Annotated in this window: 10 protein-coding genes; 5 read left to right on the top strand and 5 right to left on the bottom strand. The window is 70.7% G+C overall.

The window, feature by feature from the left end; translation table 11 throughout:
• The first annotated feature begins 156 nt into the window (after positions 1-156).
• Positions 157-1,224 (top strand): lytic polysaccharide monooxygenase auxiliary activity family 9 protein, encoded by a 1,068-nt coding sequence (locus tag V6V47_RS28640; protein WP_334631530.1) that lies wholly within the window; start codon positions 157-159, stop codon positions 1,222-1,224.
• Between the two features lie 228 nt (positions 1,225-1,452).
• On the opposite strand, the gene asnB is transcribed toward V6V47_RS28640, so the two are convergent.
• Positions 1,453-3,414: an asparagine synthase (glutamine-hydrolyzing) gene (gene asnB / locus V6V47_RS28635; protein ID WP_334631509.1), complete on the bottom strand. Its 1,962-nt coding sequence runs from the start codon at positions 3,412-3,414 to the stop codon at positions 1,453-1,455.
• Between the two features lie 133 nt (positions 3,415-3,547).
• Here asnB and V6V47_RS28630 point away from each other — a divergent pair, with 133 nt between their 5' ends.
• The 3 genes from V6V47_RS28630 (at position 3,548) to V6V47_RS28620 (ending at position 9,140) form a co-directional block, all read left to right on the top strand.
• Positions 3,548-5,029, top strand: coding sequence for an aminopeptidase P family protein (locus tag V6V47_RS28630; RefSeq protein WP_334631508.1), 1,482 nt, complete (start codon positions 3,548-3,550; stop codon positions 5,027-5,029).
• A 300-nt stretch (positions 5,030-5,329) separates the two neighbouring features.
• A complete protein-coding gene (locus V6V47_RS28625; protein WP_334631507.1) occupies positions 5,330-7,138 on the top strand; it encodes a right-handed parallel beta-helix repeat-containing protein in 1,809 nt (602 codons plus the stop codon).
• 304 nt (positions 7,139-7,442) lie between these two features.
• Complete coding sequence (locus V6V47_RS28620) at positions 7,443-9,140, top strand: hypothetical protein (RefSeq protein ID WP_334631506.1); 1,698 nt, start codon at positions 7,443-7,445, stop codon at positions 9,138-9,140.
• Between the two features lie 94 nt (positions 9,141-9,234).
• On the opposite strand, the gene pulA is transcribed toward V6V47_RS28620, so the two are convergent.
• The 4 genes from pulA to V6V47_RS28600 form a co-directional block, all read right to left on the bottom strand.
• Positions 9,235-14,736 carry a pullulanase-type alpha-1,6-glucosidase gene (gene pulA, locus V6V47_RS28615; RefSeq protein WP_334631505.1) on the bottom strand — a complete coding sequence of 1,834 codons (5,502 nt, stop codon included), beginning with the start codon at positions 14,734-14,736 and terminating at the stop codon, positions 9,235-9,237.
• Between the two features lie 108 nt (positions 14,737-14,844).
• Positions 14,845-15,495: a cellulose binding domain-containing protein gene (locus tag V6V47_RS28610; protein WP_334631504.1), complete on the bottom strand. Its 651-nt coding sequence runs from the start codon at positions 15,493-15,495 to the stop codon at positions 14,845-14,847.
• A gap of 89 nt (positions 15,496-15,584) precedes the next feature.
• Positions 15,585-16,274 carry a hypothetical protein gene (locus tag V6V47_RS28605; RefSeq protein ID WP_334631503.1) on the bottom strand — a complete coding sequence of 230 codons (690 nt, stop codon included), beginning with the start codon at positions 16,272-16,274 and terminating at the stop codon, positions 15,585-15,587.
• Positions 16,275-16,349: 75 nt separating this feature from the next.
• Entirely contained in the window at positions 16,350-17,027 is a 678-nt protein-coding gene (locus tag V6V47_RS28600; protein WP_334631502.1) for a hypothetical protein, read from the bottom strand.
• A 19-nt stretch (positions 17,028-17,046) separates the two neighbouring features.
• Between V6V47_RS28600 and V6V47_RS28595 the strand changes: the two genes are divergently transcribed.
• Positions 17,047-17,235, top strand: a complete 189-nt coding sequence (locus V6V47_RS28595; RefSeq protein WP_334631533.1) for a hypothetical protein — start codon at positions 17,047-17,049, stop codon at positions 17,233-17,235.
• Positions 17,236-17,893 lie beyond the last annotated feature (658 nt).

Below are 17,893 nucleotides of genomic sequence, written 5' to 3'. Positions count from 1 at the left end.
CGCGCCGCTGGTTGCCGGGTTCATCGTGACGCGAGGGCGCCGGTCCGCGACAGGGACCGTTGACGACGCGCGACCATGCCAACTCCCACCCGATTGCGGCGGGGCGGCTCGGGCGGCACGCTCCGCGAGTCAGGAGACCCCGTGCACCGTTCTCGTATGGCCGCGTTGCTCATCGCGGCCGTGACCCTCGCCCTGGGCGCCGTCGCCCTGGCGTCCGGCCCGGACCCGGCCGCCGCGCACGGCGCGGCGATGACCCCTGGCAGCCGGACCTACCTCTGCTGGAAGGACGGGCTGAGCCAGACCGGCGAGATCAGACCGAACAACCCCGCGTGTGCCGCCGCGGTGACACAGAGCGGAGCCAACTCGCTCTACAACTGGTTCAGCGTGCTCCGCTCCGACGCGGGCGGCCGAACCACCGGCTTCATCCCGGACGGCCAGCTGTGCAGCGGCGGTAATCCCGGCTACTCCGGCTACGACCTTGCCCGCACCGACTGGCCGCTGACCCACCTGACCGCCGGGGCGCAGCTGGACTTCAAGTACAGCAACTGGGCCCACCACCCGGGCACCTTCTACTTCTACGTGACCAAGGACAGCTGGAGCCCGACCCGGGCGCTGGCCTGGGGCGACCTGGAGGCGCAGCCGTTCCTCACGGTGACCAACCCGCCGCAGCGTGGCGCGGTCGGCACCAACGACGGCCACTACTACTTCAGCGGCAACCTGCCGACGGGCAAGAGTGGCCGGCACATCATCTACTCCCGCTGGGTGCGCGCGGATTCGCAGGAGAACTTCTTCGGCTGCTCCGACGTTGCCTTCGACGGCGGCGACGGCGAGGTGACCGGCGTCGGCTCGGGCGGCCCGACCACCCCACCGACCGACCCGACCACGCCGCCCACCGATCCGACCACCCCACCGCCGCACGGCGGTGACTGCATGGCGGTCTACAAGGTGGTCAGCGCGTGGCAGGGCGGCTTCCAGGGCGAAGTCATGATCATGAACCACGGCAGTACGCCGTTCGCCGGCTGGACCGCGAGTTGGACCTGGCCCAGTGGGCAGTCCATCAGTCAGGTCTGGAACGCCACCCAGACCTCGTCCGGCTCGTCGGTGACGGCGAGCAACGTCTCCTACAACGGCACGGTCCCCCCGGAGGGCACCACGACCTTCGGCTTCCTGGCCAGCACCACCGGCACCAACACCCTGCCCACCGTCACCTGCGCCCGCCGCTGAACACCCAGCCGGCCCCGGCCGGCCCCACCCGGCCCCACCCCGGCCGGCCCCGCCCGGAGTTGATCAAGAGGTTTGCGTCACCGAAAGTGTCTCCTGTGACGCAAACCTCTTGATCACCGAGGCCGGACCGGGGCCGGGCCGAGGCCGGACCGGGGCCGGGCCGAGGCCGGACCGGGGCCGGGCCGAGGCCGGGCCGAGGCCGGACCGGGGCCGGGCCCAGTCAGCGGGTCAGCGGACCATGGAGCCGACCACCGGCTTGGTGAGCAGGGCCGACTGGTTGCGCTGGATGCCCGGGTCGAGCGTCTTGGCCACGAAGATCGCGTGCCAGATGCAGAAGATCAGCACGGTCCACACCTTGCGGGAGTGGTCGGCCTCCTCCCGCTTGTGCTCGTCGAGCAGCCGCAGCGCGTACGACAGGTCGAGCAGGTCGCCCGCGCCCGAGGTGCTGATCACGTGCCGGGCCCACTCGTACATCTCGCCGCGCAGCCAGACCCGGGTGGGCGTCGGGAAGCCCAGCTTCTTGCGATTGACGATGGCCGGAGGCACGACGCCCTGCAACGCCTGACGCATCGCGTACTTGGTGGCGTCGGAGCGCGGCGGGAGCTTCAGGTCCACCGGGACCTTCGCCGCGACGTCGAAGACCTCACGGTCGAGGAACGGCACCCGCACCTCGAGCGAGTGCGACATCGAGATCCGGTCGGCCTTGACCAGGATGTCGCCGCGCAGCCAGGTGTACAGGTCGACGTACTGCATCTTGGTGACGTCGTCCAGCTCGGTGCACTCGGCGTAGATCGGCGCGGTGACGTCGGTGTAGCGCACCGAGGGGTCGTAGCGCCGCATCAGGTGCTGCTTCTCCTCCTCGGTGAACATCCGGGCGTTGCCGTAGTAGCGCTCCTCGATCGGGGTGGTGCCACGCTCCAGGAAGCTCTTGCCCTTGACCCCCTGCGGGATCGCCTTGGAGACCGCACGCAGCCCCTTCTGCACCCCGCCGGGCAGGCCGTTGACGGTGCCCAGCGACAGCGGCTCACGGTAGATCGTGTAGCCGCCGAAGAACTCGTCGGCGCCCTCGCCGGAGAGCACCACGGTGACGTGCTCGGCGGCCTTCTTGGCCACGAAGTAGAGCGGCACCAGCGCCGGGTCGGCCACCGGGTCGTCCAGGTGCCAGACGATCTTCGGCAGGGCGTCCATCATGTCCTGCGGACCGATCTTGGTGGGGATCGTGGTGACGTCCAGGTGCCGGGCCGAATCCTGCGCGACGTCGATCTCCGAATATCCCGGCACGTCGTAGCCGACGGTGAAGGTCAGGATGTTCGGGTTGAACTCCCGGGCCAGCGCGACCACGGCCGTGGAGTCGATGCCGCTGGACAGGAACGAGCCGACCGGCACGTCGGAGCGCATGTGCATGCGCACGCTCTCCCGCAGCGTCTCCCGGATCTCGTGGTAGAGCTTCTGCTCGTCGTCGACCGGCGCCGGCCGGAACACCGGCCGGTACCAGCGGCGGACGTCGATCCGAGCGCCCGGGGACCAGCTCAGGTACTCCCCGGAACCGATCCGGCTGATGCCCTTGTGCAGCGTGCCGGGCTCGGGGACGTACTGCAGGGTCAGGTAGTGGCTGAGGTTGGCCGTGTCGATGCCCGCGTCGCCTTGGTAGCTGCTGTGCGCGAAGGGCAGCAGAGCCTTCTTCTCCGAGGCCAGGTAGAGCCCGTCCGCGGTCTCCAGGTAGTGCAACGGCTTGATGCCGAAGTAGTCCCGGGCGCCGAAGGCACGCCGCTCCTGCCGGTCCCAGATGACGAAGGCGAACATGCCCCGCAGGCGGGTGAGCACCTGCTCGCCCCAGAAGTGGTAGCCGGCGACGACCACCTCACCGTCACCGGCGGTGGCGAACTGGGCGCCGAAGTCCCGGATCAGCTCCTCGCGCAGCTCGATGTAGTTGTAGATCTCGCCGTTGAAGGTCAGCAGGTAACGGCCGTTCGCGTAGGGCAGCGGCTCGTGGCTCGACGCGACGTCGATGATGGCGAGCCGCTTGTGGGCGAAGACCCCGTCCGCGTACCGGCCGGAGGCATCGCCGACCACCTCGACCCCGGTCTCGTCCGGGCCGCGGTGGTGCAGGCATTCCAACGCTCCGGCGATGTGGTCGCGGTGCGCGGCGGCGTTGCCGTTCGCGCTGAAGAAGGCAAGGAGTCCGCACATGGTGGTCATCTTCCCACGGGCCCCGTCGGCCCGTCGCAGCCGTCCGACGAACCGGAGCGCTCCCGGCGGGCGCCGACGCCAATCGGACGCGCGGTACCGTCGGGACCAGCAACGAAGCGGAGGGAGCGGCGCAATGGCCGAGGGACGCACCGACGGTACGCCGACAGACGGCACGGAATCGCACGATCCGGACTTCCCGGAGGCTTTGCTGTCCTTCATGCGGCAGGGCTGGCGCGACACCGCGCTTCCGGTCGCCCCCCTTCCGGAGGCACCCAACTACGCCAAGCGGCGGGCCGCGCTCTCGGCAGCCTTCCCCGGCGAGACACTGGTGATCCCGACCGGCGCCGAGAAGGTCCGGGCCAACGACACCGCGTACCCGTTCCGCCCAGGCAGTGACTTCGCCTACCTGACCGGTGACCACGACCCGGACAGCGTGCTCGTACTCCGCCCGAACGGCTCGGGGCACGACGCCACGCTGTACATGCGGCCCCGCTCCTCCCGGGAGACCGACGAGTTCTTCCGCAGCCGGCACGGTGAGCTGTGGGTGGGTCGACGGCACACGCTCAGCGAGAAGTCCACGGAGCTGGGCCTGCCCACCGCCGACCTGACCGGGCTGGAGGCCACGCTCGCCGACCTGGCACCGGGCCGGACCCGGGTGCTGCGCGGTTTCGACGCGCAGGTCGACGCCGCCGTCCGCCCGTACGACGGGGTCCGCTCCGACGGGCAGCCAGCCCGCGACCGGGAGCTGGCCATCGCCATCTCGGAGCAGAAGCTGGTCAAGGACGAGTGGGAGATCGCCCAGCTCCAGGACGCGATCGATGCCACGGTGCGCGGCTTCGAGGACGTGGCCCGGGTCCTGCCGGCCGACCGGGCCGTCTCGGAGCGGCTGCTGGAGGGGATCTTCGCGCTGCGGGCCCGGCACGACGGCAACGACGTCGGGTACGGCTCGATCGTCGGCGCCGGCGAGCACGCCACGATCCTGCACTGGGTGCACAACCACGGCGCCACCCGACCGGGTGACCTGCTGCTGATGGACATGGGCGTCGAGGGGCGCAACCTCTACACCGCCGACGTGACCCGGGTGCTGCCGGTGAGCGGGCGGTTCACCGCCCTGCAACGCCAGGTCTACGACATCGTGTACGCCTCGCAGCAGGCCGGCATCGACGCCATCCGACCCGGGGTGAAGTTCAAGGACGTCCACCTGACCTGCATGCGGGTGCTCGCCGAGGGCCTGTCCGAGCTGGGCCTGCTGCCGGTGAGCGTGGACGAGGCGATGGACGAGAAGTCCTCGGTCTACCGGCGGTGGACGCTGCACGGCTTCGGCCACATGCTCGGCATCGACGTGCACGACTGCTCGAACGCCCGCAAGGAGACGTACCGCGACGGCTCGCTGGGCGAGGGCTACGTGCTCACCGTCGAGCCGGGGCTGTACTTCCAGCCGGAGGACGAGCTGGTCCCGGCCGAGCTGCGCGGCGTCGGCGTACGGATCGAGGACGACGTACTGGTCACCTCGACCGGCGCGGTCAACCTGTCGGCCGGGCTGCCGCGCACCTCCGACGAGGTGGAGACCTGGCTGGCCGAGCAGCGCGAGGCGGGCCACCGCCTGCCCGGCTGACCGCAGCACCGGCACGACCCCACGGCGGGCCTCGCCGCCGGGCCGCGACGTTTCGACGTCCGCGCGCCCGGCGACGGGGTCCGTCGGCGTTTGTGCTGGTCACGCCCCTTCCTGTCAACCCGGCCCGTTCACGGGCCCCTGCCCTAACCTGAGGTGAATACGGGCTTTTCTCGGATAAGTCCGCATCGCGAGGATGGTTCTCATACGGTGGGCATCAGAGGCTGCAACCGATTTGTAGCTGGTCGCCACGCTTCGGGCGATGCGACCCCGTCTGGTAGCAGGAAAGGGCGGAAGGCTCTGATGTCCAACGACGTAACGACTACCGACGGCGGGGCCTCGACGGCTCCGCCGACACGACGCCGACGGGCGCTCTGGGTCGCCGGCGTGGCCGGGCTGACCGGTGTGGTCGGCCTGGCGGCTCTCGGCGGCGTGGCCGCTCGGGACGACAAGCCCAGCTCCGACCGGGTGTCCGACGCGCAGCCGTCGACCAACCGGCAGAACGTCAGCGACGCGGGCGCGGGCGCCGACGGTGCCAAGGAGAACAGCGGCCAGGACCCGGGCGACGACTGGAGCGGCGACGACTGGAGCGGCTTCGACGACCGGTCCGGCAAGGACGACAAGCGCGACGACAAGCGCGATGCCAAGCGCGACGACAAGGGCGACGACAAGGGCGACGACAAGGGCGACGACGACAAGGATCGCAACAAGCAGGTGCCCTGTGACACCGACAAGCTGATCCAGGAGATCGTCTTCGCCAACAGCCGCGACGGTGGCGTGTTGGAGCTGGCCAAAGGCTGCACCTACAACCTGACCCGCAACGACTACGAGGGCAACGGCCTGCCGGTGATCACCGAGCGGATCACGCTCAAGGGTGACCACACCACCATCGGCCGCGACGCCACCGCCGACTACTTCCGGATCCTGAACGTGGGCCCGGGCGGGCACCTCACCCTCAAGGGCCTGAGCATCAAGGGCGGCCAGACCATCCAGCAGGGCATGACCGTGGAGCCAGCGACGGCGTGGGCGCCGTACTCGACCTCGGTCCGCACCACGGCGGCGGCCGAACTGGCGAAGCCGACGGCCGCACCGGCGGCCAAGCCCGCACCGGCGGCCAAGCCGGCGGCCGCAACGGCCAAGCCCGCGGCGGCGGCGGTGAAGCCCGCGGCCGCAGCGGCGAAGCCGGTGGCGGCGGCAGCGAAGCCGGTGGCCGCTGGGTCGGCGGTGGTGCCGTTGGTGGAGCAGCCCGGATTGAACGACGGCGCCGGGGTGCTGGTGCAGCCCGGTGGCCGGGCCGAGATCCTGGACAGCGAACTGCTCTACAACCAGTCCGGCGGCAACGGCGGCGGGCTGGCCAACTTCGGCACCGCCCGGCTCAGCAAGACGACCGTGGCGCACAACACCGCCTTCCTCTTCGGCGGCGGCATCTTCAACGCCGGGTTGCTCCAGGTCGACGAGTCGAAGATCAAGGACAACAACGCCATCATCGGCGGTGGCGGCATCGCCAACGGTGCTGCCGAGATCTTCACCGACGAGGTCGACGGCGGCTCGGCCTGGGTCCACAAGAGCGAGATCAGCGACAACCGGACGCTCGGCTTCGGCGGCGGCGTCCTGGACGTCGAGGGCACCACGACGCTGCACGAGACGACGGTCAGCGACAACACCGCGCTGCTCGCCGGCGGTGGCATCGCGGCGGCCGACAGCCAGCTCATCCTCAAGCACGCCACGGTGGCCAAGAACAGCACCGCTGGCGTGGGGGGCGGCCTGGCGGTGACGTTCGACAGCGTCGCGACCGTGGAGAACAGCTGGATCAAGGACAACACCGCCGGGTTCTTCGGCGCCGGCCTCTACAACGAGGACAGCGTCACCACGCTGCGCGACAGCGAGGTCGTGGGCAACCGGGCCGTCGGCCCGCTTGCCAGCGGCGGCGGCATCTACAACACGGACGGCGGCGAGGTGAGCCTGCAACGGACGAAGGTGACGCAGAACTTCGCCACCTTGCCACCGGGCGGCATCTCCAATGGCCTCGGCAGCTTCGTGAGACTCGACGACGAGTCCGCGGTGACCGCCAACCGCCCCACCAACTGCCTGAACGTTCCCGACTGCTTCTAACCGGAACGGGTGGCTGATCCACATAGAGGGTGCGTCCCTCCGAGCCGGCGACGGCGCGGGGGGGCGTACCCATTTGGGCAGCTCACGGGGGGCTACGGCCGGCTTGGGTGTGCGCGTGCCCGGCCGGGGCGTCCGGGTCGTCCCGGACGCAACATGAACCGAATGTGGGCTTCTCTCGTAAAAGCCCGCGAGGCGAGGAACATTCTCATAAGTTCGTTTTGGGAGCTACAACCGATTTGTAGCAGGGGAAGTCCGCTTGAGGGCGGCGACCCTGTCTGGTACGAGGAGAGGGCAGAGAGCTCCGATGTCCAACTACCTAACGAACAACGAAGCCTCTGGGCGGGCGACGGCCAAGCGCCGCCGCAAGCTCTGGCTCGCCAGTGGCGTAGCCGGATTGACCGGTGTGGTCAGTCTCGCGGCGGTGGGCGTCGCGGGCAGCGCCGGAGCGGTCCCCGGCCTGAACTGGAACACCGCGCAGGTCAGCCAGGACGGCGACCAGCGGGGCGACGAGGGACGCGACTGGGACAAGGACAAGGATCGGGACAGGGACAAGGACCGGGACAAGGACAAGGACCGGGACAAGGACAAGGACCGGGACCGGGACCGGGACAAGGACAAGGACAAGGACAAAGAGCGCGGGAAGGAGGTGCCCTGCGACACCGACAAGCTGATCCAGGAGATCATCTTCGCCAACAGCCGCAACGGTGGCGTGTTGGAGCTGGCCAAGGGTTGCACCTACAACCTGACCCGCAACGACTACGAGGGCAACGGCCTGCCGGTGATCACGGAGCGGATCACGCTCAAGGGTGACCACACCACGATCTCCCGGGAAGCCACGGCCGACTACTTCCGGATCCTCAACGTCGGCAGCAGCGGGCACCTCACGATCAAGGGCCTGACCATCAAGGGCGGCCAGACCCTCGAGCTGGAGAACGGCGTCGAGCCCGCGGCGGTCTGGGCGGCCTACTCGGACTCCGAGGCGCTGGCCGCGCAGGTGAAGGCCGGCGTTCCGCTGAACCAGGCGCTCACCGCCCGGCAGGCCAACCCGAAGGCTGGGCTGAAGGCCGCGCCGAAGGTAACGCCGAAGGCCAAGCCGGGTGTGGTCACACCGCTCGTCGAGGAGCCCGAGGAGAACGACGGCGCCGGCATCCTGGTCCAGCCGGGCGGCTCGGCCGACATCCTGGACTCCGAGGTCGTCCTCAACCAGTCCGGCGGCAACGGCGGTGGCGTGGCCAACTTCGGCACCACGAAGATCTCGCACAGCACCGTCACCCGGAACACCGCCTTCTTCTTCGGTGGCGGCATCTTCAACGCTGGCCTACTCAAGGTCGAGGACTCGAAGATCAAGGACAACACCGCCGTCATCGGTGGTGGCGGTATCTCGAACGGCGCCGCCGAGATCTTCACCGAGGACGTCGATGGTGGAACCGTCGAGATCAGGAAGAGCGAGATCAGCGACAACGAGACGCTGGGCTTCGGCGGTGGCCTCCTCGACATCGAGGGCAACACCACGGCGTACGAGACCAAGTTCGTCTCGAACACGGCGGTCCTCGCCGGCGGCGGTCTCGCCGTGGCGGACAGCCAGGTGAACCTGCACCACGTCACGGTCGAGAAGAACAGCACCGCCGGCGTCGGTGGCGGTCTGGCGATCGCCTTCGACAGCGCGGTCACCGTCGAGTACGGCACCATCAAGGACAACACCGCCGGCTTCTTCGGCGGCGGAGTCTTCAACGCCGACAGCACCACCACGCTGCGCGACAGCGAGGTCGTCGGTAACCGGGCCGTGGGTCCGATCGGAGTCGGCGGCGGCATCTTCAACATCTTCGGCGAGGTCAGCCTCTCGAAGACGAAGGTCGCCCACAACTTCTCCACCTTCGCTCCGGGCGGTGTCTTCAGCTTCTTCGGGCAGGTGAACGTGGACGACAAGTCCGCCATCACCGCGAACCGCCCGACGAACTGCCTGGCCATCCCGGGCGGCACCATCGAAAACTGCTTCGGCTGATCACCTCGGGTGACGTGGGGCGGGGGGGGGGGCCCCGCCGGCCAGCACCCGGACCGCCCCCCTCCCCCCCCACGGGGAAGGGGCCCGGTTCGCGCTATCGCTGGACGAAGACCGCCACGGTGCGCGCCGGCACCGTGAAGGTGCCGGCCGCCCGGTCGAACGACGCCGTACGGAGCACCGGGTCGGCCGAGTTCACCAGCACCGGGTGCAGGGCCACCTCCGCCCCGCGCAACCCGTCGACCTGCTGCGTCGCCGCCTGCGGGGTGGCGTTGAAGACCACCGTGACCGAGCGCCACCGCTGGTCCAGCCCTCGGCCGTCGAGGGTCATGGTGAGCACCCCCGGCGTCTCCTGCGCCCCGGACAGCGGGAACGCCACCCGCTGCTGCACCTGCTCCGCGGTGGCCAGCCCGAACACCGGCGAGGACGCCCGGATACGCAGCAGCTCGGCGTACCGGGCGTCGGTGGTGTTGATCGCCGCGCAGTCCGGCACCAGCGCCGGGTCCGCCAGCAGCGGCCGGGCGTACGCCCACTTGTCCTGGTTGTCCTGCGCCGGCGGCAGGCCGGCGCCGAACCCGTTGCCGTCGGCGCAGTCCCAGCGGATCTGGTTGAACCAGTCACCGGAGTTGAACGAGTTGCGGTCCAGCGACTTCGACCTCAGCCGCTCGGTGCCGGCGGTGACGAACCCGGTGCCCTGCCCGAACGCCGTGGTGGCGAGGGCCAGCACCTGCATCCGGGCCCGGTCGGCCGCCGAGGTGCCCTGCGGCAGCTTGTACGCCAGCGCGTCGTACAGGATCTCGTTGTCGTGCGCGTCGACGTAGGTGACCGCCTCCCCTGGCGCGGCGGTGTAGCCGGCCGGCGAGCCGTTGTAGTCCACCTGCGCGCCGGTGACCTGCCGGCCCGCCGAGTCGGTGAACCGGTACCCGCGCAGGTTGCCGGTGAGCCCCACCTTGATCAGGTCGTGGGCGTGCAGTAGCCGGGCCTTCTGCTCGGCCGCCGACCCGTTGACCTGGTCTCCGTTCGGGTCGGTGTACAGCCCGGAGGCAAAGCCCTGCACCCGCGGGTTGGCGTCGAACGGCCCGCCGCCGCGCACCGCGTCGCGCAACCGGTCGTTGAAGGTGCCGATCCCGGTGCCGGCCATGTTGGCCTGGGTGGCCTGCACGAACCGGGCGTCGTTGGTGACCTCGCCGAAGTTCCAGCCCTCGCCGTAGAGCAGGATCGACCGGCCGTCCACCCCGTCCCGGGCGACGGTCAGCTTGTCCAGGGCCCTGCGGACCGCCAGGATGTTCGCCTTCGGGTGGTGACCCATCAGGTCGAACCGGAAACCGTCCACCTTGTACTGCTTCGCCCAGGTGACCAGCGAGTCGACCACCAGCTTGCCCATCATGGCGTGCTCCGGCGCGGTGTTGGCGCAGCAGGTGGAGTTGGCCACCGTGCCGTCCTCCAGCAGCCGCTGGTAGTAGCCGGGCACCACCTGGTCGAGCACCGACTTCGCGTCGGTGCCGGCCGCCGAGGTGTGGTTGTAGACCACGTCCATGACCACCCGCAGGCCGGCGTCGTTCACCCCGGCCACCATCCGCCGGAACTCGGTGGTCCGCGCCGCGCCCGCCGGGTCGACGGCGTAGCCGCCCTCCGGCACGGTGTAGTGCAGCGGGTCATAGCCCCAGTTGTAACCGTCGGTCTCGGCGACCGCCGCCACGCACTTCTGCTGCTCCTCGGAATCCGGCGGCAGCGCCGCCAGGTCGCAGGCCGGCTGCCGCTGGTCGGCCCGCTTCTCCGGAATGGTGGCGAAGTCGAACGCCGGCAACAGGTGCAGGTGGGTGACGCCGGCGTCACCGAGCGCCGTCAGGTGCCTCATGCCGGCCGTGCCCGGATCGGTGAACGCGAGGTAGGTGCCCCGCCGCTCAGCCGGCACGGTGTCATCGGCGATCGAGAAGTCCCGCACCGACAGCTCGGAGATCTGCGCCCTGGTCGCCGGCACCGCGGCCGGCTTGCGCAGCGTCCGCCAGCCCGGCGGTGTCAGCGCCGGGTCGGCCAGGTCGACCAGTTGGCTGTGCGTGGAGTCCGGTGCGAGGGCCACCGAGTACGGGTCGGTCACCGACGCGGTGACCACCCGCTGCGCCGCCGGCTGCCACGCCTGCACCTGATAGCGGTAGTACTTCCCCGCCCAGGCGGAGCTGCCGCGTACCGACCAGACGCCGGTGCGGTCGTCGCGGCGCATGGGCACCGTCGTCGGCTGCGCGGTGGGCGAGTCGAACAGCTGCAGCGCCACCGTCCGGGCCGTCGGCGCCCAGAGCGCCAGACTTGGTGTACGACCGGCGAACGTCGGCCCCAGTGTGGCGTCGGTGGCCTTGGCATACACGTCGTCGAGCACGCCCGGGATCTGCACGCCGGTCGCCGCGAGCAGGGCACCTTCGGCGTCGCGCTCGGTCACCAGGAGTTGCCCGCGCAGCGCCGCCGGCACCTTGGCCAGGTCACCCCGATCAAGGGCGAAGCTGCGGTACGACCACAGGTGCGGGAACGCCGCGCGCTGGGCCTCGGTGAGCCCGTTGCGCTGCGCCTTCAGCGGCAGCGTGGTGTACGTGCCGGTCAGCTCCCCGTCGACGACCGCCACACCGCCGGTCGGGGCGACCACCAGCGCGTACGCCCTGCCGTCGGTCGGCGGCGTCTGCCAGGCGACGGTGGACCGGTCGATCCAGTGCGCCTTCTGCTTGCTGATGTCGGTGTCCCCTCCGGCGCCGGTGGCGGTCGTCGGCAGCAACCGACCCGGGGTGGCGGCGAGCAGCCACACCTCGCGGCCCGCGCTGGCGAAGTCGAGCCGCTGGTCGTCGGGCAGATCCTTGGTGTCGCCCTGGTGGATGATGTAGTTCAACCCGGTGGCCCCGGCCGCCAGCGGCACCCGGAACACCGCACCGTACGCGTCGACGCTGGTGGGCTTGAGCGGGGTCGCCCAGTCGGTCGGGTTGGCCGCGCCGTCCCACAGGTGCAGACCCCAGCCGTCGTAGTTGCCGTCGGCCCGGCGGTAGTGGATGACCGCCGTGCCCTCCTCGACGGGTGGGTCCGGTTCACCCGTGGCCGCCTGGCGGGTCGGGTAGATCGCCGGATCGCCCTGCTTGAGCCAGATCTCGCCGGTCTTCGTGACGTCGATGCTCCGGTCGGCGGCCACGTCCTTGGTGCCGGCCGAGTCGACCACCAGGAAGTTCATCGACGTCGCGCCTGGCTTGAGCTTCACCCACGCGAACCGCCCGTAGGAGTCCTCTCCGGCGAACGGCTGCCCCTTCGGCCACTCGGTGACGTACGCCGGGTCGATGTCACCCCACGCGTACAGGCCCCAGTCGTCGTAACCGCCGGCCGGCCGCTGGTAGTGCACCACCGTCCACTCCCGCGATCCGCCCTGAGCCGGGGTGCCGACGATCGCGGTGGACCGCGCGGTGGCGGTGCGTCCCTTCCCGTCGCGGACCACCGCCTTGTACTCCACCCGCGTCCCACCGGCCAGCCCGGTCAGGTCGTGCTGCACCGTGTACGGGGCCCGATCGGCGCTGCCCAGCAGCGTCCACCGACCGCCGGCGACGCGCGCCGCGACGGTGACCGTGGCCAGCGGGTCGCCGGTCACCTGGGCGGTGACCGCCGCACGCGTGGCCACCAGGGCGTTCGGTGCGGGAGCGGTGATGGTGATGGCCGGCCCCGCGGCCGGCCGAGGAATGGCCGCGCCGGCCCGGTGGACCACCGCCGACAGCGGCGGCACGGTGAGGGTCAGCTTGCCGTCGGCAGCCGCGCTGGGAGTGTCAGTGCTGCCGTAGATGCCCGTGAAGGTCGCGCCGGCCGACCAGGTGTCCACCGTGACAGTCTGCGCGGTCGCCGCGTTGTTCACCGCCACCACGTACTCGGTGCGGTCGGCCGGAGCGACCCGGGAGAACGCGAACACGCCCGGCCCGTCGGCCGCGTACCGGGTGACCTGCACACCGTCGCGCAGAGCCGGATGCGCCTGGCGTAGCCGGCCCAGCTCGGCGATGGTCCGGTACAGCGGGTGGGCGGCGTCGAACTGGTCACTGGCGTGGGTACGGTCGGTGCCGAGCAGGTCGTCGTCGAGGTAGTCGGCCACCTTCGAGGCGAACATGTCCTGCCGGGCGTCCTTGTCCCCGCCGGGGCCGGTGAAGCCCTGCTCGTCACCGGAGTAGATCACCGGCTGCCCCCGGGTGAGGAACATCAGCTGGTGGGCGAGCTGGTCACGGCGCAGGTGGCTGGCCGGGTCGGTGCCCCCGCCGGCGATGAACGAGCCGATCCGGCCCATGTCGTGGTTGCCCAGGAAGGTGGTCAGCCGACCGGCGTCGGTGTCCCGGGCGGCGTACAGGTCGTCACGGGCGTACACGTCGGCGAGCGCCTTGGCCGACCCGGCGCCGGCGGTGTAACCCCGCGCCGCCTCCTGGAACGGAAAGTCGAGGGTGGCGGGCAGGCCGCCCTGCCGGACGTAGCTGGAGGTGATCTCCGGATCGGCGCTGTAGACCTCGCCGAACATGAAGAAGTCCTTCTTGCCGGCCCGCTCGGCGGCCCGCTCGATGCCCTTGCTGAACTGCGGCCAGAAGTCCATGTTGACGTGCTTCACGGTGTCCAGCCGGAAGCCGTCGACGCCCAGCGCGCCGATCCAGTCCCCGTACGCCTTGGTCATCCCCTGGACCACCTCGGGACGCTCGGTCCACAGGTCGTCGAGGCCGAAGAAGTCGCCGTACTCGCTGTTCTCGCCCGCGAAGGTCGAGTCGCCCCGGTTGTGGTACATCGTGGCGTCGTTCAGCCAGGCGGGGACCTTGACGGTGGCGTCCTTCGGCTCGGCGAACGTCGGGGTGTACGGGAACGACGTCTGGTTCACCTGCGGGAAGGCGCGGCTGCCGTCGGCGTAGTTCCGATCCTCGAAGGCCCGCCCCTGCGCGTCGGTGTACGGCGAGGTGGCCTTGTCGACGTACGCGTACCGGTCCTCGGCGTACTTGATGACGTCGGCCGTGTGGTTGACGATCACGTCGAGGTAGAGCTTGATGCCGCGCTGGTGGGCGAGCTTGACCAGCCGCTTCATTTCCTCGTTCGTGCCGAAGTGCGGGTCGATCTGGGTGAAGTCCGTGATCCAGTAGCCGTGGTAGCCGGCCGAGACGTCACTGCCGACACCCTGCACCGGCCGGTTCTTGAAGACCGGCGCGAGCCAGATCGCCGTGGTGCCCAGCCCCTGAATGTAGTCCAGCTTGTCGATGAGGCCCTTCAGGTCGCCGCCGTGGTAGAAGCCCTTGTCGGCCGGGTCGAGCCCGGTACGCAGCCGGTCGCCGGCCAGCCCACCACGGTCGTTGCGAGGGTCGCCGTTGGCGAACCGGTCCGGTAGGACGAAGTAGAACTGTTCGGCGCGGGCGGTGTCGGTGCCCGCCGTGAGCAGCGCCTCGGCGGAGGGTTCGGTCCGCCACTGCACCGCGCCCGCGGTGGCCAGCGGGTCGGTGCCGGACGGTCGGGGTGCCGCCGCGGCGCCGAGCTGCTGTGCGGCGACGGGAGTGCCGACGAGCGTGACGGTGAGCAGGGAGACGAGGGCCAGCAGGGCGGTGCGCGGTATCGGCGGGGGTTTCATCGACGCCTTCCTCTGGTCGCTGATTGGCCGCACGCTAACCCTTGCCGAAACATTCTGCAATGCCTTGCAAACAGAGTCGCAACAAAGCAGCATCCTTGCGGAAGCAGGTCAGAACCCGGTGCAGCGCACCCCGTCGACCGTGCACTCCTGTGGACGGTCCGGCGCCCGCTCCAGGTGGAACCGCAACGCCACCGACCCGTGGGCCGGCACATCCACCCCACTGGCGTACGTGAAGCCGCTGTCGGCCTGCCGCATCGTCCCCTGTGGCACGCCCTCCACCCAGGCGGTCACCACCCGCCCACGGGAGTACTCCAGCGCGACCGTCCAACCCCGACCCTCGCCGGTCGCGTTGGTGATCGACACCTCGCCGATGAACCCGCCATCAAAGCTGTGCACGACCCGGTAGCGCCCGCTCACCGCGGGCGGCCGTACCGGTGGTGGAGGCGACGTCGGCTTGGCCGTCGCGCGGGCCGACGGCGATCGCGATACAGCCGGGGTTCCCGGCGGCGGACCACTCGCGCGCGGCGACAGCCCGGGCAGCACTGCCGCCGCCGACGGCGTCGCGGCGGTGGGCGCGCCCGTCGGCAACACGAGCGCTGGCGGCGGGGCCGACCCGTCGTCCGGTGCCGGGCTGCGTCCCCGGTACGCCCCCAGGGCCACGAAGAGCAGGACCACCATCGCGACGACACCGGCGAACACCACGACCCAGGGCGACGACGCGATGGCGACCCGACCGTGGAACCGACGCATGCCGGACATGTGCCCTCCTCAGCCGGCGCTGCGGGCAGCGTAACGATCGGTGGTCATGCCGGGAAGCGCCAACACCACCCGACCGCGCTCGCCCCGGATCAGCCCAGCCGGCAGACGACCCCGTTGACCGTGCAGCGGGCGGGCCGCTCGGCCGACCGGGTCCAGCCGACCCGCAGCCGCATCGTGTGGGTCTCGCCGGGACCCAGCGACCGGGTGCCACGCAGCACGAACTCGCCGTCACCGTGCGACCACACCGACGCCCCCGAGCCGCCGCTGACGCGCAGGCCCCACGTGTCGTCGTCGAACGTCAACTCCGCCCGCCAGTCCACGGCCTTCGCCGACCCGTTGGTGACCGTCAGGACCGCGTCGGTCCCGTCCCAGCCGTCCGTCCCGACCTGGTAACGGGCGCCGACCGTGCCGCCGGTCGGACCCAACGGCGCAACCGACGCCGTCGGCGTGGTCGTTCGACCAGGAGCTGGCGACCCAGTGGTGGTCCGCGGCGAGGGCGTCCGGCTGCTCCGCGACGGCTGCGGCGACGCCGTGCGCCGCTCCACTCCACTCGGGTTCGACCCCGTGGTCGACGACACGGCCGCCGGCACCGTCGGCAGGAACGCCGGCGGCGCGGCCTGCGGCGCGCCTTCCCGCTCTCGGGTACGGAACGACAGCAGCGCGACCACCAGCAACACCGTCAGTACGCAGACACCGACCAGCACCACGACCCAGGGCGCCGACGCCAGCACCCGGGCCGCGCTCCACGACTTCGCCGCGCCGTCGGGCCGCACCGCCATCAGGTCTCCCCTCGTCCCCACCGACGCGACAGCGTAGCCAGCGCCGGCGGGCCGGGTAAACGGGGCGGTTCGAACTCAGCGCGCCGGAACCCTGACCTCGATCTCCGTACCCAGCCGGGCACCGGTGGCCAGACCCAGATCGTCCCCACTCCAGAACCGTCCCGGGTCGTACCAGTTCGGCCGCCGCCCCGCGGGCAGCAGACCCATCGCCTCATAGGTCACGGCCACCACCTCGGCGCAGTAGGCCGTCTCCAGCGCCCGGTCCCGTTGCCCCGGCGACGGTGTTGAAGCAGGCGTCGATGCGGGGGCGTTCCGGCCGGGACGGGGCAACGCCGGCACCCGGCCGCGCACCCACCGCCAGGCCAACTGCGCGGTGGACGGGAACGGCGTGCCGTCCAGCCGCGCCACGGTTCGCAGCACCGCCCGCTCCATCTCCCCGTCCGCCGGCGGATCGAGCTGCCGCAGCCAGGCCCGCTGGCCGTACCGGTTGGCCCAGACGCAGACCGCGTCCCGCAGGTCGTGCAGCTGCACACCGCGCTGGTGGCTGCCCGACCACAGATCCGGCAGCGACCTGCCCAACTCCGCGTGCCACATCAGCGGCGGCATGTCATCCAGCACCACCGCCATTCCCACGTGGTTGACCGGGCTGTTGGTGGTGAACTGGATCGCCCGGTCCGGCACGCTGCGCCCCCGGAACACCCACACGTCGCCGGTGCGGGTCAACTCGACGGCCTCATCCAGGCTGATGCTCATGACCGTCTACCCTAGGCCGATGCGGCAACGGATGCGGTGGTGGAAGGTCCTCGGGCTGGCCGGGCTCGCCGGAGTTGCGGCCACCGGCGTGGTCATCGCGCGAGCCGAGCGGCGTCGACGCGCGTACACCCCGGAGGAGATCCGGCAGCGCCTGCTGGAGCGGCACGCTCAGGCCGCCGACACCACCGGGCCCACCGACCCAGCCTGATCACCCCTCGCCACGGTCACCTACTTCGGCCTTCGACACACGAAGCGGGTTTCCGAGAGGCAACGCAGCAGATGCGCGTCGGCGAAGCAGCGCAGCAGCCGGGGGGCGTCGAACACCGTGCCCATCGAGGCGTACAGCACCGGCTTCCCTGCAGCCGATCGACCGGAAACGACGGGTCGGCTGGGCGGGCGCCGATGCCAGCCGCCGCACGATCCGGCGTCGTTCTTGGCTGATCGCACTCGATCCATGATGTAGTGGCCTCGGTCGCGCCTGGAGGGCACTACATCCTGGATCGAGCACGATCATCGGCCCGCCAATGCCCGCAGGCGGCCCCCGGAATCGGGCATTTGACCCCACGGCGGCCTGTCGGGTGCGCAACTTCGGGGAAACTGCTGCCTCGCCTGCTGGGGAGGCAGCAGTTTCCCTGAAGTTGCGTCCGCCGAGCGGCCCGGTGGGCGTGGGGTGGGGTTGAGGTGTCGGCGGGTGGCGGCGCGCGGCCGTCATCTCTGGGGTGAGTGTCCGGTTCCGTTTGCGGTGGGGTGAGCTCGTTGGCCCGGTTGGGGCCGAGTGTCCCGTGGGCGGGGCCACTCTGAGGGTGGAATCGTGGCCGGGGCCGGGTCGTTGAACATGGCATACCACCGCGGCTCCCCGAGCCCGG

Source organism: Micromonospora sp. CPCC 205539 (genome assembly GCF_036906815.1).
Lineage (GTDB): Bacteria > Actinomycetota > Actinomycetes > Mycobacteriales > Micromonosporaceae > Micromonospora.
The sequence above is the reverse complement of the archived record's forward strand: the minus strand, read 5'-3'. Positions and strand labels throughout refer to the sequence as shown.

Coding starts and splice junctions, on each gene's coding strand:
- V6V47_RS28640 (WP_334631530.1), top strand. CDS start 157: ATGGCCGCGTTGCTCATCGCGGCCGTGACCCTCGCCCTGGGCGCCGTC.
- asnB (WP_334631509.1), bottom strand. CDS start 3,414: ATGTGCGGACTCCTTGCCTTCTTCAGCGCGAACGGCAACGCCGCCGCG.
- V6V47_RS28630 (WP_334631508.1), top strand. CDS start 3,548: ATGGCCGAGGGACGCACCGACGGTACGCCGACAGACGGCACGGAATCG.
- V6V47_RS28625 (WP_334631507.1), top strand. CDS start 5,330: ATGTCCAACGACGTAACGACTACCGACGGCGGGGCCTCGACGGCTCCG.
- V6V47_RS28620 (WP_334631506.1), top strand. CDS start 7,443: ATGTCCAACTACCTAACGAACAACGAAGCCTCTGGGCGGGCGACGGCC.
- pulA (WP_334631505.1), bottom strand. CDS start 14,736: ATGAAACCCCCGCCGATACCGCGCACCGCCCTGCTGGCCCTCGTCTCC.
- V6V47_RS28610 (WP_334631504.1), bottom strand. CDS start 15,495: ATGTCCGGCATGCGTCGGTTCCACGGTCGGGTCGCCATCGCGTCGTCG.
- V6V47_RS28605 (WP_334631503.1), bottom strand. CDS start 16,274: ATGGCGGTGCGGCCCGACGGCGCGGCGAAGTCGTGGAGCGCGGCCCGG.
- V6V47_RS28600 (WP_334631502.1), bottom strand. CDS start 17,027: ATGAGCATCAGCCTGGATGAGGCCGTCGAGTTGACCCGCACCGGCGAC.
- V6V47_RS28595 (WP_334631533.1), top strand. CDS start 17,047: ATGCGGCAACGGATGCGGTGGTGGAAGGTCCTCGGGCTGGCCGGGCTC.